This window comes from bacterium, assembly GCA_017744355.1.
In the GTDB taxonomy this organism is placed as follows: Bacteria; Cyanobacteriota; Sericytochromatia; order S15B-MN24; family UBA4093; genus JAGIBK01.
Window position 1 is genome coordinate 42344 of sequence record JAGIBK010000003.1, and the last position, 26739, is coordinate 69082.

Sequence of the window (26739 nt, forward strand, 5' to 3'; positions counted from 1 at the left end):
ACCCCCTTCGTTTAGAACTGGTACTGCAGGCCGCCGCGCAGCTGGTACACGAACTGGCGCTCGATGGTGTTACCCACCGTGTTCAGGTAGGTGACCTGATCGGGCTGGTTGACCAGGTTGTAACTGCCGATCCCGACCGGCTTGTTCTCGGTCACGATGGGCGCATTAAAGAGAATGGGCATGTCCACCACGATCTTGAGGTTCTTGTTGAGGTGGTACGAGATCGAGGGGGTCAGCTCCTGGATGGGCACGGCGCCGGCGAAGATCGCCGTCTGCTTGTTGAAGTCGGGGTTGGGCTTGGTGGTGGCCACCGTGGTGCCCGCGGGGATACCCGGGACATCAGCGGAGGTGAGCTTGCCCGCGATGGTCGCGTTGGTGTTGGTGACGGCCATGTTGGCGTCGGGCACCACCATCGCGTAGCGCAGGCCGACCTCGACGGGGTTCAGGTTCATCACGCCCTGGACCCGACCGCCGGTGGCGTAGAGGCCGCCGAACTGGTTGTTGAAGCCGCTGCGCAGCAGCTCGGCTTCGGCCGAGAGCACGCCGCCCGCCACGGGGACGCGGGCCACGTAGTCCACGCCGGCCTGCCAGAACTCGCCCTGCACCATCTCACCGGTCGAATCCTTCTTCCCGATGTAGGGGTTGTAGTTGGAGCTCAGGAGCAGGTTCTTCTCGAAGGCGTTCTTGATGCTCAGCACGTTCGAGTGGCCGACCAGCGAGTCGCGCATCCAGAAGCCGTTCACCGACAGGGTCTGGCGGAAGCGATCGACGCTCGAGACCGACTGGGACAGCAGGAAGCGATCCGCGTCCGCGTCACCGACGCTCAGGCGCAGGGTCGTGAGAGGAGTGCCGAGGATCTGCGGGATGTAGCGCTGCGGGGTGTCGCGGCCGCCGCCCGTGAACACGCCGGCGACGTAGCCGACCGGGCCGAGGTCGCCGCTGAGGGCAGCACCCACGTCACGTCCCATCATGAAGTAGGGCGAGAGGATCGACGAATCGTTGAAGGCGACCGTGCCGCTGTCGTCGCCCATCAGCTCGCGGCCGTAGGGCACGCGGAACTGACCGACGCGCCAGTCGGCGACCCCGAAGAAGCGGCCGGTGGCGTACATGTCGAGCAGGGTGAGGTTGGTGTTGCTGGTGTAGACGTCCTCACCGCCCAGCGCGAGCTGGCTGAAGAAGCGGTTCTCACCCATGGTCGCATCGACCGTCAAGCGGGAGTTCTTCTGGAACAGGAAGATCCGCCCCTGGCTGCGGTGGGGCTCCTTCTCCAGCATCTCGGCAAAGCCCATGGTGTAGAGGCGGCCGCCCACCTTCACTTGCGGGTCCTCAGCGGCCTTCGCCTCGCTCGGGGCGCAGAGGCCGGCGATGATGGCGGTCGACAGGAGCGTCGTCAGGGCTACGAAACGGTGAGTCATGGTCATTTCTCCCTCTTCCGCCCACCTCGGGCGGCTCTCTATGAGGCAAGCATGATGCCACCAGCAAAGTCGAGGGACCGTATCAACTACGGATCTGCACGGCGCGCCGCTTAAATACGCAGTTTTCCCTGACGAGCGGATTCCCGCGAGGGGGCAGGATGGTAACAAGCCAGCCCACTCTTCAGAAAGGAAACCCCCATGCGAAAGTCACGGATCAGCGTCATTGCCTCGGCCCTCTTGCTCGCGGGCATCTGGGGGGTCGGCACGCCTCACGTCGCCCAAGCGGCAAAGGCGCCGGGCATCACCGTCTCGCCCGAGAGCAAGATCTGGTTCGACGGCGATTCGACCCTCCACGGCTTCAGCTTCAAGTCCAAGAAGCACGAAGTGACCGCCGCGGGCTCCGCGAGCGGCGCGCGACTGGACAAGCTCGAAGTGGAAATCCCCGTCAAGCAGCTCAAGTCCGGGGACGGCACCATGGACGGCAACATGTACCGGGCCCTGGATGCCGACAAGTACCCCACCATCCGTTTCTCGATGAACAACGCCAAGGTCAAGGCCACGGGCGGTGACCTGGATGTGGACGCGATCGGCACCCTGACCATCGCAGGGACCGAGAAGCCCATCACCCTCAAGGCCGAGGGCAAGATCGACGGCAACACCTTCCGGATCAAGGGCAGCAAGGAGCTGCTGATGAGCGAGTACGGGGTCAAGCCCCCGGTCATCTCGCTGCTCGTTGCCAAGATCTCGGTCAAGGACCGCGTCGTCATCCGCTATGACCTGACGGGCACCCTCGACGACTAAGCGAGAAGGGCAGCCTGACGACGCCTTGCTAACTAGCTCAGCAGGGCGTCGTCCAGCTCCAGCACCACGGGGCAATGGTCCGAACCCTTGACCTCGGGCAGGATGTAGACGTCCTTGACGAAGGGGACGAGCGCCTCCGAGACCAGGAAGTAGTCGATGCGCCACCCGATGTTCCGCTCACGCACGCCGGGACGGTTGCTCCACCAGGTATAGTGACCGTTCTCGCCGGGGTGGCGATCGCGGAAGACATCCTTCAGGCCTTCGCTCAGGTAGCGATCGACCATCTCCCGCTCGGGCACGAGAAAGCCCGTGGTGTTGACGTTGGCCTTGGGGTTGGCCAGATCGATGGCCTGGTGGGCGGTGTTGAAGTCCCCCGTCACGATCACCCGCTCGCCCTGGGCGTGGAGCGCCTGGATTCTGGCGAGCAAGGCCTCGTAGAACGAGAGCTTGAAGGGCACGCGGCTGTGGTCGCGCGAGCCGTTGGGGAAGTAGACGTTGAAGAGGGTGAAGCCCGGATACTTGAGCTCCTGGACACGGCCTTCGGCGTCGTACTCGGCGATCCCCACCCCCCGGACCAGTGCCTGGGCGGGGCGCTTCATCCAGACGCCCGTGCCGCTGTAGCCCTTCTTCTCGGCGGGATGGTAGTCCACCGCGCACCCCTCGGGCTCGCGCATGGCGACCGAGAGCTGATGCTCCTCGGCCCGCACCTCTTGAAAGCAGAGCAGGTCGGGGGCGAAGCCGCGGTGCCAGTCGGCGAGGCCTTGCTTTTCGCAGGCGCGGATCCCGTTGACGTTCCAGGTGACGATCTTCAAAGCAGCTCTCTCTCCATTGGGTAAGGGCGACACCCTCGCCGGGCTCGTCTCCAGGATACCGCGTCGCTGCGCCGGTTTGAAGCCTGCCACCCGGTGAAGCCCGCGCTTCGTGATAAGCTGTTCGAGTCGAGGAGGGGTAGGGCGTGGCGATCCACCTCAGTGACGTGTACGACATCATCGTTCGCACGACGGTCGTCTATTTCTTCCTGCTGTTCGGCCTGCGGGTCGCAGGCAAGCGGGAAATGGGCCAGATGACCATCTTCGACCTGGTCGTCATCCTGGTCATCTCGAACGCGGTCCAGAACGCGATGGTCGGTGCGAACACCACCCTGCTCGGGGGCCTGGTCGCCGCCGCAACGCTGCTGACGATCAACTCCGCCATCGGACAACTGCGCTACCGCAACAAGCTCATCGCGCGCTGGATCGGCGGAAGCCCCACCCCCATCATTGAGGACGGCAAATTCCTGCCCCAGAACCTCGCCAAGGAGGCCCTCAGCGAGGACGAAGTCCTGATGGCCATCCGTGAGCACGGGATTTTCGATGCCGAGGAGGTCCAGCACGCCTTCCTGGAGACCGACGGCTCCATCAGCGTGGTCCCCAAGGCAGATCACCACATCAAGCGCCGGCGGCGCGTTCGGTTCCTCAAGAAGGGCTCCTGAAGCAAGCTATGCCGAACGGGGTATATAGGAGCGTTCAACAAAGGATGATCCAAGGGTGCCTGCCAGCAAGCAGGGTTGCACGAGAGTAGGAAGCGTGAGCGCGATTCGAGATTTTGACCTCATCGTCGTCGGCAATGAAACAGAAGGGTGCCTGGCGGCCATCGCCGCCAGCCGCGCAGGAGCCAAAACCGCGCTCGTCGTCCCCCCCGGCAAGCTGCTCGGCGGCCTGCTCACCGAGTGCGGCCTCGCCTTCGTCGATCGCGACTCGCGCCATCTGACGCCCCCTGAGGCCTCCCCCCACGATGGCCTGTTCGGCCAGTTCCTCGCCGCGGCGCGGGTACCGCTCGTCAGCCTGGAAGCCGGGCAGGGCCACCGCACCCTGGCGACCATGCTCGAAGACGCGGGGGTTCAGATCCTCGAAGCCGACTGGATCGGCCTGGTGGTCGAGGGCGATCGCGCCACCGCCCTTCGCATGCACGACGGCGGCGTCCTCACGGCCCGGCACTTCCTCGATGCGACGCCCGACGGCGACCTCGCCGAAACGGCGGGCATCCGCTTCGCCGAAGGGTTCTCGGAGTACGGCATCGACCGCTACCTGGGGGTGAGCCCGCTGCCCATCGTGCGCGGCGTGACGCCCGAGACCATCCTCGAGACCTGCGAGCGCCTCGCCCAGGATCCCGGCCTCGAAGCGCTGCGCGCCAAGGCCTTTGGCGAGCGAAAGTTCCTCGACCTGGACCACGGCCCCGACTACATCCTCATCGGCCCCCCGCACCTGGGGCTCGCCTACCAGCGCTGGCGCGAGGCCCACGGTTTCGAGACCCGCTATCCGTTCGAGGCGGACGGCTTCAACGTGGCCGTCATCGGACCGGACGCCACCTCGTGGAACGGGCTCATCTACTTCAGCCAGGACCCGAGCACCCTGCTCAAGCTCTCGCGCGAGGGCAGCGACGCCTTCTTCAAGCTGGAGGCTTCGCGCTTCGAGCGCTTCCTGCAAGACGAGCTCGGCTGGCGCGAGGCGCAAGTCGAGCTGCCGCGCGGGGTCTACGTGCGCCAGACCCGGCATGCGCTCGGCACCCGGCACCGGCTGAGCCTCGGCGAAATCGTCGCCAACCACGACGCGGGCAGCGTCGGGACCTTCTGCTACTACCCCGACTTCCGGGGCTTCAGGGCCGTCGCGGTACCGAACCCGCTGACCGCCCACGTCGTCCTGGAAACGGGCCTGTTCCACGCCGTCCGCAACCTTGGCATCGCAAGCCGCGCGGGGGGCTACACCCCCTTCGCCCACTCGCTCTGCCGCCTGGTGCAGTACAACGTCACCCTCGGCACGGCCCTCGGCGTCGCTGCGGCTTTCGCCGAGCGCGACCTGGGCGCGGTGCCCCTGCTCGAGATCCGCGCCGAGCTGGGCCGCCAGGGAATCCTCTCCGACGACCCCGCGGGCCTGGAGCGTAACCGCAACGCCCAATTCGCCCTGCGCAGCGATCCCATCCTCAAACTGGAGTCCGCATGACCACCTTCACCATGAACGACACCCCGACCATCGGCGACGCCCTCCACCGGGGCAGCGCCCACCTGCGCGAGGCCGGCGTCGGCTCGGGCAACCTCGAAGCGGCCTTGCTGCTCAGCAGGGCCACCGGGCTCGATCGGCTGGGGCTCATCAACTACATGTCGCGCGAGCTGAGCGTCGCCGAGCTCGAAGCCTTCGAGGGGCTGATCAACCGCCGCAGCAAGCGTGAGCCCCTGCAGCACATCACCGGTTCGACCGAGTTCATGGGGCTCGAGTTCGAGGTCTCGCCCGCCGTCCTGGTGCCGCGGCCCGACACCGAGATCCTGGTCGAAGCGGTGCTCGACCTCGAAGAGGGCGAAGGTGCTCGCGAGAGCGTGCTGATCGCGGACGTGGGCACGGGCAGCGGCGCGATCGCCGTTTCGCTCGCGAGCTACCTCAAATACGCCCAGGTGATCGCCATCGAGCTCTCGCCCGAGGCGGCCGAGGTGGCCAAGGCCAACATCGCCCGGCACGGGGTGGGCGATCGCGTGGAGCTCGTCCTCGGTGACGGCCTCGCGCCGCTGGCCCCCTACGCGGGCAAGCTCACCTACCTGGTCTCGAACCCGCCCTACATCCCGCAAGAGGACATCCCCGGCCTGGAGCCGGAGGTCCGGGACTTCGAGCCCCGGATGGCGCTCACCCCTCCGGGCGACGATCCGCTCGTCTGGTACAAGCGCTTCGCCGCCGAGGCGGGCGCACTGCTTGCCCCCGGCGGAGTACTCGCCGTCGAGGTGGGCATCCACCAGGCCGAGCCCGTGAAAGCCCTGCTCGAAGCCAATGGGTGGCAGGACATCTCGGTCCATAGCGACCTCGGCAGGATCGAGCGCGTGCTCATCGCCCGCCAGGGATGATAGCCGACAAGCGAGCGGGGTAAGATTCCATGAGGACGACGTATCCCTCTTGAGTCGGAGGCCTGCGCATGACCCTACCTGCCCGATCACTCGACACGATGCTGGCGGGCAGGTACGACCTCAAGCAAATGCTGGGCCAAGGGGGGATGGGTCAAGTTCACCTGGCCTTCGATCGGCTCGCTGATCGCCTGGTCGCGCTCAAAGTCCTCATCCCCACCCTCACGCAAGACGAGACCGCACGCCGGGCGCTTTGCCAAGAGTTCCTCATCGCCAAGCGCCTCGCCCACCCTCGAACGGTCGAGGTCCACGACTTCGGCACCACCGACGATGGCCGGCCCTACTTCACCATGGAGGTGGTCGCCGGCCCTGGCCTCGACGAGCGGATTCCGCTTCCTCCCCATGAAGCGATCCCGCTGCTGCGCGACGCCCTCCAGGCCCTCGCCCTTTTGCAGGCGCGAAGCCTCGTCCACGGCGATCTCAGTCCTCAGAACCTTCGACTGGACCAGCAGGGACGCCTCAAGCTGATGGACCTCGGCTTGGTCCGGCCTCAGGGCGAGGGACCGGGAACGGTCCAGGGCACCCCCCTTTACCTCTCGCCGGAAGCCGCGCGGGGCGAGCGCCTTGATCACCGCTCGGACCTCTACTCCCTGGGGGCCGTGTTCTACCACCTCCTGGCAGGGTCTCCCCCCTTCCCCGAAACCGAGCCGCTAGCGCTCTTGCGCGCCCACACCGACACCCTCCCTCAGCCGCTGAACGAGCGCTGCCCAGCGGTGCCAAAAGCGCTCGCGACGCTCCTCATGCGCATGCTCGCCAAATCTCCGAGCGAGCGACCCGCAAGCGCCACCGAGGCCCTTGGGTTGCTGGATGGCGACCATCCTCTGAGCTTGCTCCCCCCTGACCTCATCGGACGCGAAGCCGAAAGCGCCACCCTGATGCGGGCGCTGGACGAGCCCCCCTCAGGCGCGCTGAAGCTCGCGGGACCGGCGGGCAGCGGCAAGAGCAGGCTGCTGGCAGCCGTCGCCTCCCTCGCCCAGCTCAGCGGCCGCGACGTGCTCCTGCTCCGCACCGGCGGCCCCGAGGCGCTTCCCTACGCCACGCTCGCTCCGCTTCGGCGCCACCTGGAGCTGCTCGCACACCACCGGGCCCCGCAAGCCCTCACCGCTGCATTGAGATTGCTGGACGAGGAGCCGCCAGGACAGGATCCGCGCAGCCGATGGCTACGCCTGCAAGCTGGCTGGATGGCGCTGCTCGAAGCAAGCAAAGGCGAACGCCCGCTGGTCCTCTTGCTCGATGACTGGCACTTGGCGGACGAAGCCAGCCGCGAACTGGTCGAGAGTCTGTCCGCGTGCGGAACGGCCCACGTCGTCACGGTTGATCCCCTGGCTCCGATGGCGGAAATCGTGCTCGGTCCGCTCGACCTTCGAGGGATCGAGACCCTCGCGGCCCAGCGTCTCGGTCTCAGCTCGCTCTCTCCCCTCTTCATCCAGGACTTGCATCGCCTGAGCGAAGGCTCGCCGCTGCGCGCACTCGGCCTTATCGACGCGCTGCATCGCCGCGACGGCATCCCTCGCGAGGGTACGCGCTGGCGAACCGACCGCATCGCGCTCACGGTCGAGGACCTCCCCCAAGATCTTGCAGAGCTGGCCCTCGCGCGCCTGGAGCCTCTCAGTCCCAATGCCCGATTCCTGGTAGAAGGCCTCGCTGCTGCCCGTCGCGCCCAGGCGCTCACGCTTCTCGGCCGGTGGATTGGGCTAGAACCCGCAGCCCTCACGACAGCAAGCGCCGAACTCGAGGCGTGCGGGCTGCTCCTGCGCGACGGTGAAGCCCACCGCCTCGCGGACCCTCAGGTGGCAAGCGCCCTTTCCCGAAGCCTCGACGCCGAGAAATGGCGCCGGCTGCATCAAGCCCTCTGCGCGGGCATCGAGAAGACTCCCGATACCCCGGCACGCACGCTCGATCTGGTGCATCATCTCACCGCGTGCGAGCGCCACGAAGAGGCCGCCCATCACGCCGTGAGAGGGGCCCGGTTCTTGCTGGACGCGTACGCCCTCAACGAGAGCGCACGCTTGCTTGAAACGGCCCTCGGCCAGCCGAACCTCGATCTAACCGATCGCTCGCAAGCGCTCGAAGTCCTGGGCGATCTGCGGCGCATGCGCGGCGAGCACGAGGCTGCGATCGCCCCTTACGAGGAAGCCCTCGCCCTGCGCCCCTCGGGCAGGACGAGCCGCCTGCGGATCAACCTCGCGCTGGTCCACCAGATGCTCTCGCGCTTCGAGGCGGGCCTCGCCCTCGCCGAACAGGGAGCCAACGAGGCCGCACAGGCGGTCGACCTCCTCGAAGAGGCCCGAGCCCTCACGACCCTCGCCCGCCTTCACCACCTCATGGGCGAAGTGGGGCCCGCACGAGACGCGGCAGAACGCGGCCTCACCGCCGCTCGGCGAGCTGGCGCCCAGGGCTTCGAAGCCGAGGCGCTCGGCCTGCTCGGTTACTTCAAACTCGGCGAACCGGCGGAGCTCGCCGAAGCCCTCACCCTGCTCGATGCCTCCCTGCAGCTGCGCGAAGCGCTCGGAGACCGCCTCGGCTTGAACGACGCGTACATGCTGCGCGGCAACGCCCAGATGGCGCTCGGACGTTACGAAGAGGCCCGCGCCTCCTTCCGGCACAACCTCGCTCTCTGCCGTGAGATTGGCGCGGCGCACAGCGACGAGATCACGGCCCTGCTCAACCTGGGCCAGGTGGCCCTCGAACTTGGCGATCGCGAAGATGCCGAGCGCGCGCTGGACGAAGCGCTCGAAATGGCCCACACCAGCGGCGATCGCTTTCTGCAGGGCTACGGCCGCGCCCTGCGCGCCCGCCTCCTCACTCAGCGCGGCCAACTCGCCGAGGCCGAAGCCGAGGCCCAGGGAGCCCTCGCGGCGGCCGATGAGCTAGAGAGCAAGTACCTCGCGATCGTCGCCCACGCGAGCCTCGCCCCCCTGCACCTCGCCCTGGGCGATCCCCTCGGCGCACTGGAAGCAGCAGAGCGCGGCCTCGCCCTGAGCCGAGAAAACGGCATCAACGAGTTCGAAGCCCCCCTGCTCCTCGAAGCGGGGGCGGCCTGTCTCGCGCTGGGAGCCCCCGAGCGGGCGGGCCCTCACGTCTTGGCGGCCCTGCATCGGGCCGAAGAGCTGCGCTCACAAGGGGCCATCGCCCGTGTGACCTTGGCGAGTGCTCAAATCGCACTCGCGCAAGGGGATCTCGCGAGTGCGGCGCAGCACCTGGAGGCTGCACGCCTACTTGCCACGCAGGCAGGGATGGCCGACGTGCTGCTCGCCGCGACGTCGAGCGAGGCGACCTTGATGACCGCGCAGGACCAAGTCTGGGAGGCTGCCCTGCGCTACCGGCAGCTTCATGCCGAGGCCAGCCGCCGTGACCTTGTCCTGCTTGCCATCGATGCCGCCCTGCGCCTCGGCGAGCTGGCCCCTGGGGATGAGGCGCAGCGCCTGATCGCACAAGCCGAAACCGCGCGCACCCGCATTATCGAAACGCTCGCCCACGCGCGCCGCGCTGCCTTCGCGCGCCGATACCGTTCGGCGAACACGGCGCAGGCCCCCTCTCTCGAAGCCGGGATGGCCTCGGTCATCGCCGACTTCGGCCGGATGGTCACGGGCTCTCTGCAGCCCCAAGAGGTCCTCACGCGGGTCATCGACCAGGTCATGGCCATCACCGAGGCGGCCCGCGGCATGATCATGCTGGTCGACGCCCATGGGGCCCTAAGCGGGCTGGTGACGCGCCCCCGCAGCGAAGCCGAGGACGGGGGCCTGATGAGCTTCAGTCGCTCGTTCGTGGACGCCGCCCTGCGCGAGCGGCGATCCGTCTGGGTCGCCGACGCCCAGACGGATGCGCGCTTCGCCGCGGCACGAAGCGTCCTGGCCCTCGACCTGCGAACGGTCATCTGCGTTCCTCTGATCGTCGAGGACGCGGTGATCGGCCTGCTCTACCTGGACCGTCAGAGCGTCAACCGCACCTTCGACGAGGCCGACCTGCGCCTGGTCGAAGGGCTCGCAGGCTTCGCGGCCCTTGCGATCGCAAACGCCACCCGCTTCGAGGAAACCCAGGAGCGCAACAAGCTGCTCGCCACAGCCCAGGCCCTGGCCTCCCTCTGCTCGCCGCGGGTCACCCCCGAGCAGCTCCGGCGCGAGATTGCCTGGCAAGGCCTCGTGCTGGCCGACGCCGAGACCGCCGCGCTCTACGACGAAGCCGCCGAACCACTCGTCTGCCTGGACGCTCGGGGAACGGCCATCACCTGCCAGCCCCCCCTCGAAGCCCTCGCGAACGCCCGGCTCACGGGGGTCGTGAGCACGACGAGCAATGTCCAGCTCACCACCTTGATCTTGCCCTTGATGGCCAACCATCGCTGCTGGGGCATCTTGTGCCTGAGCCGTCCTGCCACGCGCCTGTTCACCCCGCAAGAGATCGCAACCCTCGAGGGAATCGGCGCCCAGATGGCGCACCTGCTGGAGGCGCAAATCAGCAGGGAAGCGCAAGCCCAGCGCATCGAACGTCTCGAAAAGGCCATGCGCCAGCTGGACGACCGTCACGACGCGAGCAAGCTCGACCCACAGAGCGGCCTGTTCAGCGCCCCCTACGTCATTCAACGCCTGAGAGACGAGGTCACCGAGGCCCTGCGCTACGATCAACCGCTTTCCCTGCTCGTCCTCGAAGCGGCGCGGATCGAAGCGCTCGCCGCTCACTTCGGCCCCCAGACCGGCGACGACATGTGGCGGCACCTGGGGGATGCGCTTGCTCAGATGAGCCGCAAGACCGACGTGGCGGCTCGCCTCGAAGGCGAGCACTGCGCCATCCTGATGCCCCAGACCCCACTCGCCGGAGCCGAAGTCTTCGCCCGGCGCCTCAAGGAGCACCTCGACGAGTTTGCGATCTGCGACGCGAACGGCGCCGAGCTCTGGAAGCTGGACGTCGCCGTCGCGACCATCCAGTGGCAAGTCGCCGAAACGCCCGACGAGATGCTCGCGCGCGCCCTCGGCGCCCTCCCGAGCGAGGGCTGAGATCACTCCCGCTTGATGCGGCGGATCACACCCTGCAAGAAGCCCTCCGGGGGTGGCGGGTTGGCCATGGTCTGCACCGGCCGGGGCTGCTTCGGGATCGGCGCGTCGCCGGGAGCTTTGAACTTGGGGCCGGACGGTTTGCTTGCAGGGGCCGTGCGCTCGACGCACGGGAACATCTGGTTCAGCACCGGATCGTTCTTGAACAGCAAATCGAACGTGGTCAGCAGGTAAAGCCGTGTCTTGAACTTGTTGAGATCGAACTCGGCGAGCAGGCGCCGACGCCTGCTCGCCTCGTCCTTGCCGAGACGCTGCAGCAGCGCCATCATCTCCGCGATATCGGCCGCTTCCAGTGTGCTTTCAAGCGTCAGGAGGGCCTGCGCCTCCTGCGCAGCCTTCGCCGCCTCATCGAAGCGCTCCACGGCGATGCGCAAGCGCTTCTCGAGGCCCGGATCCTTGAGCGACTGCTTGAGGACCCCAGCCACCATCGACGCGTGATCCTCGCGCATCCCGGCCAAGGTCGGGGCCCAGCGCTCACGGGGCTGCTGCTGCAGCTCCAGGATGAAGCGCAGCATGCGAACGCGCCCGGCCAAGGCCTCTTGCTGGGTCTCGAAGAGCGAAAGATAGCGCTCGGCCTCGGCACGCAGGGTCTGCAGCCACGTCCGATCGAGCGGCGGGCTGGTGGCTTGCCGGGCGGGGGTCTTGATGGTGAAGGGCGACTGCACGAGCACATCCCCTGCCATCCTGGGGGATGGCAAGGGATGCGGCGCAGAAGCAGCTCGGCGTGAAGGGTCGCTCACGCACACCCCAGGCCGGATAGCCTAGCGGGCGACACTCTGCTGGTACTCGCCCATTTGCTTGCGGACGTCGGCGAAGGACAGCTTCTCGTTGACGACCCGGTTGGCCCAGTAGTCGGGGCCGTTCCCCGCCGTGTTGATGTCCTTGCCGGTGAGGTCCTGGTAGATCTTGGCAATGGTGTCGTTGATGAGCTGGCGCGACATCCCGGCCGACACGGGCTCGGCCGACTGCGAGAGGCGCTCGACTTCGAACTCCCGAAAGCGCTGCTTGATGGATTCCTGGCTCGAGCCGGGGCGCATGTACTCGTTGACCATGCTCTCGAGGAAGGCCCCATCGCCGGTGAAGTCTCGCCCCATGGCCTCCTTGGCGATCGCAAGCACGCTCTGCTCGGCCGAAGCGTGCAGGGCCGCCACGTCCCCTATGAATTGCGACTTGCTCACCTCGCCGTACATGGCCGGATCGTAGAAGCGATGGCGCGTGTTCAGCTCATCTCCCGAGAGCTTCCCATCGTGGTTCATGTCCGCCTCGTCGAACAGGGCCGCGAACTTCTTCGCGCGCTCCGGATCGATGGAGGTTGCAGCCTGAGGCGTCGCGGAGACGGCGCCGAAATCGGAGCCCGGCGCGGCCGCTTGAGGCTTGGCGTTGTCGAGGACCGCAAGCCCGCCCGTGACCTGGCTCTGGTCCTGGGCCATCTCGGGCTTGCCGAAGTCCGCGAGGTTCTCCTTGGTCACCAGGTCCTGCCCGAGCTGCATGAGGCCCTGGGCCATCTCGCCCAGGCCCTCGATGACCTCGCCGGCGGCGTCTATCTGTGCCTTGACGGGGTTCTTGCCCTGGAGCAAGTCCATGGCCATGTGGCCCCCCATCGCCATCGGATCGAAGCGGGCCGCGCTCTTGAGAAAGCCGCCGATATCCATGCATCCTCCTCCTGACCGTCACAGGGCAACGCTTGTTGCCGATCAAATCGACGCACTGACGATAAAATCGTCCTCTATCCAACAGCTATTAACCCCGAATGAAGTGAACTCTATCTTTCTTAATGAAACTAAAACAATACACAAAAAACTGAGATCGTTTCGTTATCAAAATACCTTTCACGGGAACATGGGATTCGATCGGCTTGCCACGTTTCACGCCTCTCGACCAGCGAGCAACATGCATGCGTAAAAGCCTTCTCGCCCCTCTTCTGATCGGCCTTCTCGTGAGCGCCGGCTGCACGACCGGGCAGCTCGTCGACACCACCGGGGGCAACGACTCCGGCCTCGCGGCGCGCAACACCGCCACCGGCGAGTACACCGGGCAAGTCCTCGGACTGAACGGCAAGCCCGCCGTGAACGTCCAGGTGCAGGGCTATCTGGTCTCCAACAACAGCGCGAGCATCATCTCGAACAACAGCGGGGGCCTCATCTCCCACAACGGCTCCAAGTATGCGATTCTCGCCGCCGAGACGCTCTCCACCACCACCGACGCCAAGGGTCGCTTCAAGCTCGTCAGCCGCAGCGGCTTGCCGATGAACGTCGAGGCCGTCCTCTCGGCGAACGTCAAGGCGATTCAGCTTGGCGTCACCGAAGAGACCAGCGCCAAGCTCCAGCTCGCCAAGACCGGGCAGATCAGCGGTCGAGTCACGACCCCCAAGGCCCCCTCGGTCACCAACTGGGAAGGGGTGGACGTCTTCATTCCCGGCACCTCGTACGTGGCCAAGACGGACGCGGCCGGTCGCTACACCCTCTCGAACGTGCCGGTCGGCACCTTCGACCTGGTGGGAACCAAGGCCGGCCTGGGCCGCGGCAACCAGCCGAGCGTCGGGGTCGCTTCCGAGCAGACGACGCAGGCGCCGGACCTGGCCCTCTCGGTCACCACCCCGGAGATCGCGAGCATCAGCCAGCCGAACGGTGGTCCCGGCAGCGTCGTCACCCTCACAGGCTCGAACTTCGGGGCCTCCACCGGCGAGAGCCTCGAAGTGACCTTCGGCGGCGCCCAGGTCGCCGCCCCCCAGCGCGTCGACGACCGGACCCTACGGGTCGAGGTGCCGCCCGCGGCCGACTCGGGGGCCGTCGTGGTCACGGTGAGTGGCATCAAGAGCAACGCCAAGAACTTCACCGTTCTATCCGAGCTCATCCTCTCGCCCCGCTTTCCGTACCTGCGCAAGGGCCGCCCCCAGCGCTACACCGTCACCGCCCTCGACCGCGACAAGCACGTCGTTTCCAACCCCTCGGTCACCTGGAGCGTGACGGGCAATACCTTCCAGCTGAACAACGGTCTGGTGACGCCCACGGGCGAGGGACAGGGAACCCTACGCGTCACCAGCGGCATGCTGCGCGCGCCCCTGGACCTCCAGGCCTTCGATGGCCCGGTCGTCAACACGCTCGCCGGCAGCTACATGGGCTTTCGCGACGGGGTAGGCAGCGAGGCGCAGTTCTCCTACCCCAACGGGGTCGCGGTGGACGCGAGCGGCAGCGTCTACGTGGCCGATCGCAACAACCACCGCATCCGCATGATCAGCGGCGACGGCCTGGTCAGCACCCTCGCGGGGACCGGCCTTCCCGGGCGCAAGAACACCATCGGGGCCGCTGCGGAATTCTACTCCCCCGCCTGCGTCGCCCCGGACGGCAAGGGGAACCTCTTCCTGACCGAAGCGGGCAACCATGATGTCCGGTGCATCTCGCTCACGACCGGCATGGTCTCGACCGTGGCAGGAGACGGGGTCGCCGGCTACTACGACGCCTGGACCCCTCTAGAGACCGCCCGCTTCAACACCCCCCACGGCCTGGCCGTCGGGAGCGACGGGACCCTCTACGTCGCCGACTGGGGCAACCAGACCATTCGCTTCATCCTGCCCAACCGGGCCGTGCGCACCATGGCCAACATCATCGTCTACAACGGGACCCCCGTCCCGGGCTTCGTGGACGGTTCCTACGCGAACGCGCGCTTCAACTATCCCATCGGCGTGGCCGTGGATTCGAGCGGCAAGCTCTACGTCTCCGACCAGCACAACAACCGCATCCGGCGCATCGACACCGACCTCCAGGTGAGCACCTTCGCCGGCAACGGCGACCCCGCCCTGTTCAACGGCCCCCACGATCTGGCGGTCGATGCCGCTGGCAACGTCCTGGTCGCCGATCACGACCACAACCAGATCAAGCAGATCGCCCCCGACGGGACGATCCGCGTGATCGCGGGCTCGGGGGAGTACGGGCTCGCCGACGGTCGCGGATCGCAGGCGAGCTTCAACGAGCCTTTCGGGGTCGCGGTGGACGCGAGCGGCAGCATCTACGTGGGCGATCGCAACAACCACCGCATCCGCCTCATCTGGCCCTAGCCCTCAAACGAAACGACCGCCCGGTCTCGGGCGGTCGTTTCGTTTGGGATGGGGGAATGCCTTACGCCAGCGACTTGTAGATGCGCTCGGCGTGGCCGGTGGCCTTGACGTTGCGGTAGACGGCCTTGAGGACGCCGTCCGCGCCGATCACGAAAGTCGAGCGGATGACGCCGACGTAGACCTTGCCGTAGTTCTTCTTCTCGCCCCAGGCGCCGAATAGCTCCATCAACTTGTTCTCGGTGTCGCTCAACAGGGTGAAGGGCAGGCCGTACTTGGTCTGGAACTTGAGGTGCTTCGTGGGGGCATCAGGGCTGACGCCGACCACCACGACCTTCTCGCCGTGGGTGGCCAGGCCGTCGCGGAAGTCGCAGGCCTCGGTGGTGCAGCCGGGGGTGTCGTCCTTGGGATAGAAGTAGAGGACCAGGTCCTTGCCGGGCACCAGCAGATCGGCAAGGCGATACTCGCCCTCCTCACCTGCCGGATTGACGCCGCGCAGGGTGATGTCCGGGATGGGGGATCCGACTTCGAGCATGGGATAGGTTCCTTTCAAGAATCAGGCGAGAATGGCGCGCAGGGCCTCGCGGAACTCCTGCATCGTCGCGAAGCGCGAGGCGGGCAGGGGATGCATGGCCTTGGCGAGGGCGGTGCCAAGCGCCTCGGGCAGTTGCGGGTTCAGCTCGTGCGCGGGCGGGTTGGACGTGCGGGAGATGAAGCTCTCGGGCTTCTGGCCCGTCACCAGGTGGTAGAGGGTGGCGCCCAGGCCGTACACGTCGCTACGCGGATCGGCACCCGAGGCGTTGGTAAAGAGCTCCGGGGCCGAGTAGGCCGGGTCGCGGCCGTGGATCGCCTCGGTGAAGACGATCGAAGGGTCCCCCTCGATGTGCGCCCCCGAGAAGTTGGTAACCTTCACGATCTCGTCCGAAACGCGGATGCTCGCGGGCGTCACGTTGCGGTGCACGACGGGGGGCGTGGCGTGGTGGGCCGCGTTCAGACCGGCGGCGGCCTGCGCTGCGTAGCCCACGGCCTCGCGCCACGAGAGCGAGCCGATCCGATCGACCAGGTTGAAGCCCTCGACCCACTCGGCGATGACGTAGAGGTTGCCCTCGTCCTCGATCACGTCGAGGATGGTGACGAGGTTGGGGTGAGAGAGCTTGGCCGTCGCTCGGGCCTCGCGCACCGCCCGGTTCTTCCAGAGGGCGAGCTTGTCCGGCGGCAGGTTGACGTCGGAGATGAGCTTCTTGATGAAGACCTGGCGCTCGGTGATGGCGTTGAAGGCCTTGAAGGAGACCGAGCGGGGCGAGCGCTTGAGGGTCTCGGCGATCCGGTAGTTCTCGAAGGGCAGGTACTCTTCCTCTTCGAGGTTGCTGCCGACCAGCACCTGGGCGATCGCCTGGACCTGGGCAGGGGTCGCCTCGTGGCGCATGCGCTCGGCGTCGGCCTGGATGACCGGCAACAGCCGCTCCAGCGTCACCAGCTCGATGTCGGTCGGGTTCTCCACGTGCATGGGGGTGTGGGGCGGCACGACGATGAGGGCCTTGGTCTTGAGCTTGCCCATCAGCCCCGAGTTCCAGCGCGAGAGGATGGTGTTGAGGGTCTTGGCCTTCATCTCGCAGCGCTGCAGGGGGTTCTCGATCTGGTGGGGCGGGTTGTTGTCCCGGTGCACCCGCCAGGTCTTCTGGTTGACGTGGCCGTGGACCTCGCCCTGCCAGTACTTGGTCTCGATGGCGTAGACCGCGTGGGTCGAGACCAGGATGATGTCGATCTCGATGTTGCTCTGCTTGTGGTAGAAGCCGGGCAGGATAACGTTCGTCAACGCCACGAAGCCCTCGGGAAGATGGCCGAGCGTGCGCGCGACGGTCTTCTCGAATTCGTTCACGGGGTTTCCGGCCACGATGATCTGGGCCATGGGGCGAGGGCTCCTTCCACGTAAGGCATGAGTCTTGCTCTCTTCATCCTACCCGGAAGAGCGCTTGGCTACGCCTTTTCGTGGCTCACGCCAGCGATCGCGCCACCACCCGATGCCAGACCCCCTCCAGGGCGCGCTTGAAGCTGAGGGCGTCCGGATAGCGATCGGCGGGGTTCTCTTCGAAGGCCCGGCGGATGATCGCGTCGAGCCCGGCGACCCAGCCCAGGTCCTCCGAGAGGGCCGGGGTGGCCGCGAGGGTGAGGGCGATCGCCCGGCTCTCGGCCGTCAGGGGCCTGAAGTGCTCGGTGGGGATCAGGCCGAAGGTCCGGGGCCCCAGCCAAGGCTCGGTGGGCATCTCCCCGGTGATGAGGCGATAGAGGGTGAGCCCCAGCGAGTACAGGTCGGAAGGGGCCTTGGCCTGGTTGGGGGCCGCGAACTGCTCGGGGGGCATGTAGGTGAAGGTGCCGATCGGCACGTTGGCGTCGAGCGTCAGGTTGGAGGTGCCGAGGGCCGCGTTCTTGGCGATGCCGAAGTCCAGGAGCTTGACGTGGCCCGTGTGCTGCGTGCGCATGATGTTGCTCGGTTTGATGTCCCGGTGCACGATCCCGCGGGCGTGAGCAAAGGCCAGCACGTCGCAAATGGCGATGCCGACCGAAAGCACCTGCTCCAGGGGCAGGGGCGCTGCCTCCTCGAGGTTCTCGCCCTCGATCCACTCGGTAACCAGCATGGAGGGCTCCATGTAGTCGTAGACCTTGACCACCCCGTCGTGGTGGTTGGAGAGGGCGATGAGGCTCTGGACCTCCTTCTGGAAGCGGGAGATGATGCCGTCGAGGGTCCCGGCCCCGCTCGCCACCTGCTTGAGGGCGACCTGACGGCCCAGCCGCGTGTCCTCGGCGCAGTAGAGGATCGAGTGCAGGCTGCTGCCCACCACCCGCAGGATGCGGTAGGAGCCCACCATCTCACCCGCCTCGCGCATGCGCACGCCCAGCGGGCCGTAGGTGACGGGTCCGGTCTGTTCGGCGCGCTCGCTCACCGGCGCCTGTGGGGGCGCCGGAGGCACGGGGCGCTTGCGGCGCGAGAAGCCAAACGCGAGCGCGCCGGCGCTGAGCGTCAAGAGCGAGCCCAGGGCCACGTACAAAGAGGTCGGCACCGCAGGGGCCACGGGGGGCGCGGGCGACGGCGTGGGCGAAGCGGTCGTCTCGGGCTTGAGGGCCCCCGACTGGATCTGGAAGATCAGGTCCTGGGCCGCGAGGCGCACCGCCGGGTCGCGCTTGATGGCCTCGGTGCAGAGCGCGATCGCCGCCGCGGGCCGTCCGGCCAAGGCGAGCACCCGCGCGACCGGCAGGTAGTTCCAGCCGTTCTCGGGCCAGGCCTCGATGGCGTCGTTGCCGTGAGAAATGGCGGCGTCGTAACGCCCCAGCCGCCCGTACAGGCTCGCCAGGCGCAGGTGGGCCTCGCCGGCGCGCACCTTAGGGGCCGCCTTGAGGAGCGCCTCGAGCTGCGCGATCGCAGCCTCCGGCCTGCCCTGGGCGATCAGATCGTCTACCGCCTGCATGGCATACACCCAGGCGCGATCGCCCGTGACCTCCTGAGCCGCCCACGCAGGCGCCATCGCCCCGGCGGCCGTCAGGGCGACCGGGGCGATCGAGAGCGTCATGGCGAGGATGAGGGCGGCCTTGCCTATCAATCCGGAGTCCTTCTTCGAACAGTGCCTGGGCCCCTTGCCTGAGTCATCATAACAAGCGCGCCGGCCTCTGCTCCATGTACCCCGGCAGCTGGCGAGCTATCCGGAAGACTGGACGAAAAGCGGCAATCTAAGCCAATCAGGGGCAGTTCAGGGCGCGATCAGGAGCGACGCGCCAGGTAGGCGATCCGGTAGGTCGAAGCGCTCACGGCGTTCAGGGTCAGGCAGTCGTAGGCGTTCACGAGGTCGAAGCCCGCGCGCTCCAGCGCCTCGCGGACCTCGAAGAGCGAGTAGCCGCGGTGGTGGTGGGTCTCCCGGATGCGGCGGTACAGGCCGGTGTCGGCCTCCTCGACGAAGTAGTCCACCTTGAGGGCGCCGATCCGCTTGTGCGGGTCGTAGGAGGCGCGCCAGATGCGGGCGTAGGCGTCCTCGACCTTCACCTCGGTCTCGTTGCCCCAGGCGGTCGAGACCGCGTACTCGGTGATCGCGTCGAAGAGGAAGAGGCCGCCGGGAGCCAGGTGGGCGGCCACCCGCTCGAAGGCCTTTTCGAGATCCTCGGGAACCAAAAGGTAGTTGATGGAGTCATAGAAGCAGGTGGCGGCATCGAAGGTGCCACCCAGCGCAAGCTCCCTGATGTCCTGGCAACGCCAGCGCACCTCGGCGCCCCAGCGCGTGGCCTTGGCCCGCGCGAGCGCCAGCATCGCCTCGGACTGATCCACGGCGGTCACGGCAAGTCCCCGGTTGGCGAAGGCCACCGCGGCCGAGCCGGTCCCGCAGGCCAGCTCCAGCAGCGATTGAGGTTCATGACCGGACAGCTCCCAGAGCTCGCGGGCGTAGCTGACCATCCGCAAGCTGAAGCGGCTCTGGCCGGTGCGGTCGTAAACGGAGGCGTAAGCGTCGTAGAGGGCTGACATGGCAGGTCGCCTGATACAAAAAAGATCGGACGGGTACGATGAAAGACACGTCGCCCCGCCGGGAAAGCCGGTATTAAATGATTTTTAAAGATTAATAAAGAATACGCTAGAAATCGGTCGGATTTATCTATATACTGAAAAGCTGCCGAGCTCTTCGTGCGATCGACTGTGACACGCGTCACTTTTCCCGCGGAGCCCGGCGATCCGAGACCAGGGCATTATCCCCTGCGCAGGCGAATTTGGCAAACTGGCCATCCCCGCCTCGCCCGACCCGGAGCCCGATTCGGATCGCCCCGTCGCCCCGCGACACGCAGAGCGGCCACGCCAGTACGCCTGGCTTTAAATATGAGGAGGTGCTAGTTGCCTAAGCTCGCCGGTGAAATGCTCGTTGAGATCGCCGCTCCGGTCCCCTTCGAAGAAGAGCCCCTCACCCATTCGTCCGACCTCGCCTTCACCAACGCCGAGGAAGAGACCGAAGATCTCGACGCCACCGAGACTCCCGAAGAAGAGAGCACTCACACCAAGAAGATCAACGTCGCCACCACGGGGGCTCACCACGAGCAATCCGACGACTCCATCCGGATGTACCTGCAAGAGATCGGCCGTCGCCGCCTGCTGACCCATCCCGAGGAGCTCGAGCTCGCCCGCCGCGTCGCAAACGGCGACGAGAAGGCCAAGCGCATGCTGGTCGCCGCCAACCTCCGTCTGGTGGTTTCCATCGCCCGCAAGCACCTGGGTCGCGGCCTCTCCTTCCTCGACCTGATCCAGGAAGGCAACATGGGCCTGATGCGTGCCGCCGAGAAGTACGACTATCGCAAGGGCTTCAAGTTCTCGACCTACGCCACCTGGTGGATCCGTCAGGCCATCACCCGCGCGATCGCCGACCAGGGCCGCACCATCCGCGTGCCGGTCCACATGGTCGAGACCATCTCGCGCGTCAAGAAGACCATCCGCCTGATGAGCCAGAAGCTGGGCCGTGCTCCCAACGAGCACGAGGTCGCCACCGAGCTTGCGATCACCGTCGAGAAGCTCCGCGAGATCACCAAGGCCGACCGCGAGCCCATCAGCCTCGAAACCCCCATCGGCAAGGACGACGACAGCCGCCTGGGCGACATCATCAAGGACCAGTACACCGCAAGCCCCCCCGCGACCGTCATGAACCGGATGCTCTCCGAGGACGTCCAGACCATGCTCGAGACGCACCTGACGGACCGCGAGCTGTACGTGGTGCGCCGCCGCTTCGGCCTCGACGGCGAGACCCAGCGCACCCTCGAAGGCATCGGCCACGACATGGGCGTCACCCGCGAGCGGGTCCGCCAGATCGAAGCCAAGGCCCTCCAGAAGCTGCGCAGCTCGGCCTTCAAGGAGCAGCTGCGGGGCTACCTCAGCTAGAAACCTCAACCCCATCTCACCCGGGACCTTTCGGTCCCGGGTTTTTTGTTGCAAGGAAGTTCAATTATTTTAACTTGTGAAATATCTAGTGAGCGAATATTTTAGTAACTGAAAGTTCAAAGGGAGAGCCCGATGCCGTTTTCCGATCCGAGAGCCGAAGTCCTGAATGACCTGTTCGACGGGTTCCGTGGGATGCGCGAGCTGTTCCACGGGCTCATCGCCCTGTACGGCCTGAACATCTCTCACTACGCGGCGCTCAAGCACCTGCACCGCCAGGGCCCCCGCTCCATGAGCCAGCTGACGAGTTTCCTGAACGTGACCCACGGCGCGAGCACCAGCGTGATCGATCGGCTCGCCGCCATCGGCCTCGCTGAGCGCCAGGCAGCCCCGCACGATCGCAGGGTCGTGCAGGTCCAAATCACCCTCCAGGGCCAGGAGGTCCTCAAGGCCATCGCCGACGAGTCCATCCTGCGCCTGACGACGGTATTCGCCGATCTGTCGAACGACGACCGGCAGCAGCTGGCGCAAGGACTCAAGATCCTCGCCAATTCCATCCGTACCGCCCACGCATCCCCGCTTGGAGAGAACCATGCCAACCGCTGAATCCAGCACCAACGGTCAAGCCCCCGCCCCCGTCGAAGACCTGAAGGTCACCCCGAAGCGCAAGCCTCCCGTCGTCCTGATGGGCGTGCTCGCCATCGGCCTGGTGATCGGCGGGGTGTACGGCGGCAAGTGGTGGACGCACCGCCAGGCCTTCGTCTCGACCGAGGACGCCCAGGTCGCAGGCAACCTGATCACCGTCAGCTCGCGCGTGCCGGGCCGCATCGGCCAGCTCCTGGTCGACGAGGGCCAGCAGGTCCAGGCGGGCCAGGTGGTCGCCGTCCTGGACGAGACCGACTTCAAGGCCCAGCTCGCTCAGGCCGAGGCGGGGCTCGCCGTCGCCAAGACCGGCCTCAAGACCTCCGAGACCGGGGTCTCGCTCCAGAGCGCCCAGACCACCTCGCAAATCGCCCAGGCCGAGGCCGGGGTGCGCGCCGCCCGCGCGGCCCTCACCAGTGCCGAAGCCAGCGCCGAGAAGGCGCACGCCGACCTCTCGCGCGTCGAGCGTCTCTTCGAGGCGGGCGGCATCTCCAAGCAGGCGTACGAAGCCGCCAAGACTGGCGCGACCGCGGCCGACTCGGCCCTGACTGCCGCCAAGAGCCAGCTCAGCTCGGCCCAGGAGGGGCTGCGCCTCGCCAACGCCGGCACCCAGGCGGTGAGCATCAAGCGCGGCGGGGTCGAGACGGTCCAGGCCCAGATCGCCCAGGCCGAGGCCGCGGTCAACCTCGCCAAGCTCCAGCTCGCCCACGCGACCATCACCGCCCCGGTCTCGGGCGTCATCGCCCGCCGCATGAGCAACCTCGGCGAGCAGGTCGCCCCCGGCCAGGGCCTCTACTCGCTGACCGAGACCGACAAGGTCTGGATCTCGAGCTACATCGAGGAGACCTACATCCGCCGCGTCCACCAGGGTGCTCCGGTCGACATCCGCATCGACGCCTACCCCGGCAAGACCTTCCACGGCAAGGTCCAGCAGGTCGGCTCGGTCACCGGCGGCCAGTTCTCGCTCTTGCCCGCCAACAACGCCGCCGGCAACTTCACCAAGGTCGTCCAGCGCATCCCGGTCAAGATCGCCGTCGAGGACCAGGGCCACGAGCTGAAGCCCGGCATGTCCGCCGTCATCGACATCGACGCCCGCACGCTGTAACCAGGAGGCCCCATGGCCATCGCAAGCCCGCGCAAGGGGTTCCAGAACCCGTTCGCCAAGCTGATCACGGATCAGAACTACATGTGGTGGGCGGCCCTGCCGGTCATCATGGGCATGTTCATCGTCATCATCGACTCGAGCATCGTCAACGTGGCGCTGCCGCACATCATGGCGGCTTTCGGCTCCAACGTCGACGACATCGAGTGGATCTCGACCGGGTACATGCTCGCCGCCGCGGCCATGATGCCGACCACCGGCTTCTTGGCCGATCGCTTCGGCCGCAAGAAGCTCTACGCCATCGCCATCTTCCTGTTCACCCTCACCTCCATGCTGTGCGGAGCGGCATGGAGCGCCGAGAGCCTCATCTTCTTCCGCATCCTCCAGGGGATCGCGGGCGGCGCCATCCAGCCCGTCGGGCAAGCCATCGTCTTCGAGGCGTTCCCGCCCGAAAAGCGCGGCATGTCCATGGCCATCGTGGGCATCGGTGCCATGCTCGCCCCGACCCTGGGCCCCACCCTGGGCGGGTACCTGGTCGAGTACATCAACTGGCGGTGGATCTTCTACGTCAACCTGGTCCCGGGGCTCATCGCCACCTTCATGGCCGCTGCGGTCCTGCGCGAGACGGCCCTCAAGAACGTCAAGATGGACGTCTGGGGCTTCGTCTCCATGGCGATCTTCCTCTCGACCTTCCTGGTGGGCGTCAGCGACGGCCACGCCAAGGGCTGGGACAGCCCCTACATCTTGGGCCTGTTCGCGGTGGCCGCCGTCAGCTTCGGCCTCTTCCTCGTGATCGAGCTGTGGCGCAAGGAGCCCCTCATCGACCTACGCCTGTTCAAGAACTTCACCTACAGCGCGGGCACCGTCGCCTCCATCGTCATGGGCATCGGCCTGTTCGGGGGCATGTTCCTGCTGCCGGTCTTCCTGCAGACCGTCATGGGCTTCGACGCGGTCAAGACCGGCCTCATCATGCTGCCCTCGGGCCTATCGGTCGCCTTCATGATGCCGGTCGCGGGGCTGCTCTCCAACCGGCTGGACCCGCGGGTGCCGCTGATCGGGGGCCTCAGCCTGATGGGCCTCTCGCTCATCCTCCAGTCCCACATGACCCCCGAGACGCCGCTCTTGACCATCTACGGCTGGACCATCCTGCGCGGTATCGGCATGGGGCTCGCCTTCCCCAGCATGAACCAAACGGCCCTGGGGGCGGTCCCCATCCAGAAGATCGGCCAGGCATCGGGCCTCTTCAACGTCACCCGTCAGATCGGCGGCAGCTTCGGCATCGCGATCCTCGCCACCATCCTGAGCCAGCGCACGGCCTTCCATACAGCCATTCTGGGCCAGGACGCGGCCCGCACCGGCGTGGCGGGCCACGCCATCGGCGCGCTCAAGGGGCTGATGCTGAGCCACGGCGCAAGCCCTCACGTCGCTCAGCAACAAGCCGGCGCCGTGATCGGCATGCTCGCGGGCAAGCAGGCCGCCGTCCTCGCCTTCCAGGACACCTTCTGGATCTCGGGGATCATCATGTTCGCGGGTGCTATCCCCGCCCTCTTCCTGGTCAAGAAGAAACAACAAGGCCAAGCGGGCGCTGCCCACATGGCCGTGATCGAGTAACCCCTACGACTATCCCTGACGGCACCGGAGGCCGCTTGCCATGAACCATCCCCTCACCCGGGGCCTTTCGCCCCTCCTCGCCGCCGCGACGCTTGCCGTCGCCACCCTCCCGGCTCAGGCGGCCGAGCAACCCCTCGACCTGCGCGCGGCGGTATCGGCCGCGCTCGACACCAGCCCCGCCGTCACCGCCGCCGAGGCCAAGATCGGCGCCGCCGAGGCCCGGCAGGGCGAGGCGAACGCCCGGGTGCTGCCAACCGTGACCCTCAGCGCCATGCCGGTTCACATCGGGATCCTCGACAACAACCTCTCGCGCATGCTCAAGGCGATGGCCCCGGGCCTCAGTCTCGATTTCATGCTCAGCGAGACGCTGACCGTCACCCAGCCCCTCTTCACCGGCGGCCGCATCGGGCTCGGCCGCGAGGCCGCCGAGGCAGGCAAGGCCATGGCCCAAGAGGGCGCGCGCCTCTCGCGCCAGAACGTCGCCTTCGAGACCGCCACCTACTACCTCAACGTGCTGCGCGCCGAGAGCCTGCTCGAAGCGGTCCTCGAGAACGATCGCCAGGCACAGGCCCACCTCAAGGACGCCCAGGCCCGCGAGAAGAACGGGCTCGGCACCCGCTTCGACACCCTCCAGGCCCAGACGGCCCTCGCCAACGTCAAGGGCCGGGTCATCCAGGCCCGCAACGCGGTCAAGCTCGCTCGGCTGAGCCTCTCGACGGCGATCCACCAGCCGCTCAACGACCGCCCCCTGGCAGCCCCCAGCCTCCCGATGTTCAAGATCAGCGAGAGCAGCATCGCAAGCGGCATCGAGGCCCGGCCCGAGGTGAAGGTCGCCCAGGGCCAGCAGAAGATCAATGCCCTCAGCACCGAGATCAGCCGACGCTCCCTGCTGCCCACCGTGGGGGTCCAGGGCATCCTCTTGGCCGACAAGCTCAACGTGCCGGGCTACGCCGTCATGGGCTCGGCCAGCTGGGAGCTCTTTGATGGCGGCAAGGTCCACGCCCAGATCCGCGCGGGCGAGAAGACCGAGGAGGCCGATGTGGCGAACCTCCAAGCCATGCGCGAAGGGCTCCGGCTCGAGGTCGAGAAGGCGATCGCCGATCGCAGCGAGGCCAAAGAGCGGATTACAGCCGCCGAGCAGGGTCTGAAGGCCGCTCAGGCCGGCTACGACCTGGCTCAGCTACGCTACAGCGAAGGGGCCGGCACCGGCACCGAGGCCATCGACGCGGCCAGCACCATGTCCCAGGCCCGCGCGACCTACATCCAGGCCACCTACGACGCCTTGGCCGCCGAGCTCAAGATCGCCAAGGCCCTCGGGCTGGACCTGGCGGGAATGCTGCGCAAGGCATAATCCTCGAAGCAGACGAGGCCCGCCATCCTGGGACGGCGGGCCTCGTTTCGTCCTGTTGGGTCCTGCCGTTACCAGCGCTTAGGAGGCGCGCTCTTCTTGCTGCTGCCGCTGCTGAGGTTGTTGCCGTTGCCCGTCTGCTGGCTGGAGCCGCCGACGGCTTGGTTGTTCTGGTTGATGCGCACCTTCGAGCGATCGCCGGCATAGACGTCGCTGTAGTTGAGCTGCATCGTGTTGCCGCTGTTGCCCCACTCGCCGAAGTTGTCGCGGTTGTCGCTCGGCCCACCCGAGCCGCTCTTGGAGCCCGACCCACCGCTGCTCGCGTTGTTGCGGTTGCCGACTTGCTGGGCGGCGCCACCGACCGCCTGGTTGTTTTGATTGACGGAGACGTTCGACTTGGATCCGGCCTTCACCTTGCTCACGTTCGCCTGATAGGTGTTGCCGCTGTCGTCCCAGTCACCGAAGTTGTTGCGGTTGTCCGAGCCCTGGATCGACCCCACCGGGCTGTGCCCGCAGGCCACCGTGGTGAGGAGCACCGCCACAATCGCGGAAAGATGAACAATACGCATGTTTCAAGTCCCCCTTCTTAATACTGGTCGTACGCTACGCCGTACCTTCTGCACGGGTTGCGGGGCAACTATAGGCTGCCAGCAGTCCGGAAAAATACCCCGCCTCGCCGCATCATCTTTGGGCAAGAGCACCCAAGTGGCCGTTGAGCAAGCGGCCTGAAATGCAATAATTGAGCGCATTTGAGAGGGCACGGTCAGCGACGGGCAAGCAAGCAAAGGATAGGCCTCATTTCTTCTCCCGAACGACGGAAGACTCCGCGCCCCACCTGCGATGGCGCCTCTCAGCGGCACACGCCGGCGGCGGAGCGAAGGCGGGCTCTCCTTCGGCCCAGAA

20 protein-coding genes are annotated in these 26739 nt (G+C 66.8%); 11 read left to right on the forward strand and 9 right to left on the reverse strand.

The window, feature by feature from the left end; all coding sequences use genetic code 11:
• Nucleotides 1–11: 11 nt before the first annotated feature.
• Entirely contained in the window at nucleotides 12–1421 is a 1410-nt protein-coding gene (locus J7643_09080) for a hypothetical protein (protein ID MBO9540728.1), read from the reverse strand.
• 192 nt (nucleotides 1422–1613) lie between these two features.
• On the opposite strand from J7643_09080, the gene J7643_09085 reads away from it, so the two are divergent.
• Entirely contained in the window at nucleotides 1614–2216 is a 603-nt protein-coding gene (locus J7643_09085) for a YceI family protein (GenBank protein MBO9540729.1), read from the forward strand.
• 32 nt (nucleotides 2217–2248) lie between these two features.
• Here the strand turns inward: J7643_09085 and xth are convergent, their stop codons facing one another.
• Nucleotides 2249–3028 carry an exodeoxyribonuclease III gene (gene xth, locus J7643_09090; GenBank protein ID MBO9540730.1) on the reverse strand — a complete coding sequence of 260 codons (780 nt, stop codon included), beginning with the start codon at nucleotides 3026–3028 and terminating at the stop codon, nucleotides 2249–2251.
• A gap of 242 nt (nucleotides 3029–3270) precedes the next feature.
• On the opposite strand from xth, the gene J7643_09095 reads away from it, so the two are divergent.
• The 4 genes from J7643_09095 to J7643_09110 all read left to right on the forward strand — a co-directional run bounded on the left by J7643_09095 (nucleotide 3271) and on the right by J7643_09110 (nucleotide 11129).
• Complete coding sequence (locus tag J7643_09095; GenBank protein MBO9540731.1) at nucleotides 3271–3687, forward strand: DUF421 domain-containing protein; 417 nt, start codon at nucleotides 3271–3273, stop codon at nucleotides 3685–3687.
• A gap of 94 nt (nucleotides 3688–3781) precedes the next feature.
• Nucleotides 3782–5194, forward strand: a complete 1413-nt coding sequence (locus J7643_09100; GenBank protein MBO9540732.1) for an FAD-dependent oxidoreductase — start codon at nucleotides 3782–3784, stop codon at nucleotides 5192–5194.
• Nucleotides 5191–6081 (forward strand): peptide chain release factor N(5)-glutamine methyltransferase, encoded by an 891-nt coding sequence (prmC, locus tag J7643_09105; GenBank protein MBO9540733.1) that lies wholly within the window; start codon nucleotides 5191–5193, stop codon nucleotides 6079–6081. The genes J7643_09100 and prmC overlap by 4 nt, the downstream gene beginning before the upstream one ends.
• A 68-nt stretch (nucleotides 6082–6149) precedes the next feature.
• Nucleotides 6150–11129 (forward strand): GAF domain-containing protein, encoded by a 4980-nt coding sequence (locus J7643_09110; protein ID MBO9540734.1) that lies wholly within the window; start codon nucleotides 6150–6152, stop codon nucleotides 11127–11129.
• Nucleotides 11130–11131: 2 nt separating this feature from the next.
• Here J7643_09110 and J7643_09115 read toward each other — a convergent pair whose 3' ends face one another.
• Both J7643_09115 and J7643_09120 read right to left on the reverse strand, forming a co-directional pair.
• Entirely contained in the window at nucleotides 11132–11857 is a 726-nt protein-coding gene (locus J7643_09115; GenBank protein MBO9540735.1) for a hypothetical protein, read from the reverse strand.
• A gap of 90 nt (nucleotides 11858–11947) precedes the next feature.
• On the reverse strand, nucleotides 11948–12838 hold the full coding sequence (locus J7643_09120; GenBank protein MBO9540736.1) for a hypothetical protein: 891 nt from the start codon (nucleotides 12836–12838) through the stop codon (nucleotides 11948–11950).
• A 242-nt stretch (nucleotides 12839–13080) separates the two neighbouring features.
• Here J7643_09120 and J7643_09125 point away from each other — a divergent pair, with 242 nt between their 5' ends.
• The gene (locus tag J7643_09125; protein ID MBO9540737.1) at nucleotides 13081–15240 is read left to right on the forward strand and encodes a carboxypeptidase regulatory-like domain-containing protein; all 2160 of its coding nucleotides are present in this window, start codon (nucleotides 13081–13083) and stop codon (nucleotides 15238–15240) included.
• Between the two features lie 61 nt (nucleotides 15241–15301).
• On the opposite strand, the gene J7643_09130 is transcribed toward J7643_09125, so the two are convergent.
• The 4 genes from J7643_09130 to J7643_09145 all read right to left on the reverse strand — a co-directional run bounded on the left by J7643_09130 (nucleotide 15302) and on the right by J7643_09145 (nucleotide 19744).
• The gene (locus tag J7643_09130) at nucleotides 15302–15772 is read right to left on the reverse strand and encodes a peroxiredoxin (GenBank protein ID MBO9540738.1); all 471 of its coding nucleotides are present in this window, start codon (nucleotides 15770–15772) and stop codon (nucleotides 15302–15304) included.
• A gap of 21 nt (nucleotides 15773–15793) precedes the next feature.
• On the reverse strand, nucleotides 15794–17146 hold the full coding sequence (locus J7643_09135; protein ID MBO9540739.1) for an NERD domain-containing protein: 1353 nt from the start codon (nucleotides 17144–17146) through the stop codon (nucleotides 15794–15796).
• Nucleotides 17147–17231: 85 nt separating this feature from the next.
• The gene (locus J7643_09140; protein MBO9540740.1) at nucleotides 17232–18833 is read right to left on the reverse strand and encodes a protein kinase; all 1602 of its coding nucleotides are present in this window, start codon (nucleotides 18831–18833) and stop codon (nucleotides 17232–17234) included.
• 158 nt (nucleotides 18834–18991) lie between these two features.
• Nucleotides 18992–19744 carry a class I SAM-dependent methyltransferase gene (locus tag J7643_09145; protein ID MBO9540741.1) on the reverse strand — a complete coding sequence of 251 codons (753 nt, stop codon included), beginning with the start codon at nucleotides 19742–19744 and terminating at the stop codon, nucleotides 18992–18994.
• A gap of 381 nt (nucleotides 19745–20125) precedes the next feature.
• On the opposite strand from J7643_09145, the gene J7643_09150 reads away from it, so the two are divergent.
• The 5 genes from J7643_09150 to J7643_09170 all read left to right on the forward strand — a co-directional run bounded on the left by J7643_09150 (nucleotide 20126) and on the right by J7643_09170 (nucleotide 25839).
• Nucleotides 20126–21136: a sigma-70 family RNA polymerase sigma factor gene (locus J7643_09150; GenBank protein ID MBO9540742.1), complete on the forward strand. Its 1011-nt coding sequence runs from the start codon at nucleotides 20126–20128 to the stop codon at nucleotides 21134–21136.
• 132 nt (nucleotides 21137–21268) lie between these two features.
• Nucleotides 21269–21739 (forward strand): MarR family transcriptional regulator, encoded by a 471-nt coding sequence (locus J7643_09155; GenBank protein ID MBO9540743.1) that lies wholly within the window; start codon nucleotides 21269–21271, stop codon nucleotides 21737–21739.
• A complete protein-coding gene (locus J7643_09160; GenBank protein ID MBO9540744.1) occupies nucleotides 21726–22880 on the forward strand; it encodes an HlyD family secretion protein in 1155 nt (384 codons plus the stop codon). The genes J7643_09155 and J7643_09160 overlap by 14 nt, the downstream gene beginning before the upstream one ends.
• 12 nt (nucleotides 22881–22892) lie before the next feature.
• On the forward strand, nucleotides 22893–24488 hold the full coding sequence (locus tag J7643_09165) for a DHA2 family efflux MFS transporter permease subunit (GenBank protein ID MBO9540745.1): 1596 nt from the start codon (nucleotides 22893–22895) through the stop codon (nucleotides 24486–24488).
• Between the two features lie 40 nt (nucleotides 24489–24528).
• Complete coding sequence (locus tag J7643_09170) at nucleotides 24529–25839, forward strand: TolC family protein (GenBank protein MBO9540746.1); 1311 nt, start codon at nucleotides 24529–24531, stop codon at nucleotides 25837–25839.
• 68 nt (nucleotides 25840–25907) lie between these two features.
• Here J7643_09170 and J7643_09175 read toward each other — a convergent pair whose 3' ends face one another.
• Entirely contained in the window at nucleotides 25908–26405 is a 498-nt protein-coding gene (locus J7643_09175) for a hypothetical protein (protein ID MBO9540747.1), read from the reverse strand.
• Nucleotides 26406–26739: the final 334 nt, after the last annotated feature.

Excerpts from the sequence above, each read along its gene's own strand:
- J7643_09085 (MBO9540729.1), top strand. The coding sequence starts at position 1,614 with ATGCGAAAGTCACGGATCAGCGTCATTGCCTCGGCCCTCTTGCTCGCG.
- J7643_09080 (MBO9540728.1), bottom strand. The coding sequence starts at position 1,421 with ATGACCATGACTCACCGTTTCGTAGCCCTGACGACGCTCCTGTCGACC.
- J7643_09160 (MBO9540744.1), top strand. The coding sequence starts at position 21,726 with ATGCCAACCGCTGAATCCAGCACCAACGGTCAAGCCCCCGCCCCCGTC.
- J7643_09125 (MBO9540737.1), top strand. The coding sequence starts at position 13,081 with ATGCGTAAAAGCCTTCTCGCCCCTCTTCTGATCGGCCTTCTCGTGAGC.
- J7643_09120 (MBO9540736.1), bottom strand. The coding sequence starts at position 12,838 with ATGGATATCGGCGGCTTTCTCAAGAGCGCGGCCCGCTTCGATCCGATG.
- J7643_09175 (MBO9540747.1), bottom strand. The coding sequence starts at position 26,405 with ATGCGTATTGTTCATCTTTCCGCGATTGTGGCGGTGCTCCTCACCACG.
- J7643_09150 (MBO9540742.1), top strand. The coding sequence starts at position 20,126 with ATGCTCGTTGAGATCGCCGCTCCGGTCCCCTTCGAAGAAGAGCCCCTC.
- J7643_09130 (MBO9540738.1), bottom strand. The coding sequence starts at position 15,772 with ATGCTCGAAGTCGGATCCCCCATCCCGGACATCACCCTGCGCGGCGTC.
- J7643_09145 (MBO9540741.1), bottom strand. The coding sequence starts at position 19,744 with ATGTCAGCCCTCTACGACGCTTACGCCTCCGTTTACGACCGCACCGGC.
- prmC (MBO9540733.1), top strand. The coding sequence starts at position 5,191 with ATGACCACCTTCACCATGAACGACACCCCGACCATCGGCGACGCCCTC.
- J7643_09170 (MBO9540746.1), top strand. The coding sequence starts at position 24,529 with ATGAACCATCCCCTCACCCGGGGCCTTTCGCCCCTCCTCGCCGCCGCG.
- J7643_09165 (MBO9540745.1), top strand. The coding sequence starts at position 22,893 with ATGGCCATCGCAAGCCCGCGCAAGGGGTTCCAGAACCCGTTCGCCAAG.
- J7643_09095 (MBO9540731.1), top strand. The coding sequence starts at position 3,271 with ATGGGCCAGATGACCATCTTCGACCTGGTCGTCATCCTGGTCATCTCG.
- J7643_09155 (MBO9540743.1), top strand. The coding sequence starts at position 21,269 with ATGCCGTTTTCCGATCCGAGAGCCGAAGTCCTGAATGACCTGTTCGAC.
- J7643_09135 (MBO9540739.1), bottom strand. The coding sequence starts at position 17,146 with ATGGCCCAGATCATCGTGGCCGGAAACCCCGTGAACGAATTCGAGAAG.
- J7643_09110 (MBO9540734.1), top strand. The coding sequence starts at position 6,150 with ATGACCCTACCTGCCCGATCACTCGACACGATGCTGGCGGGCAGGTAC.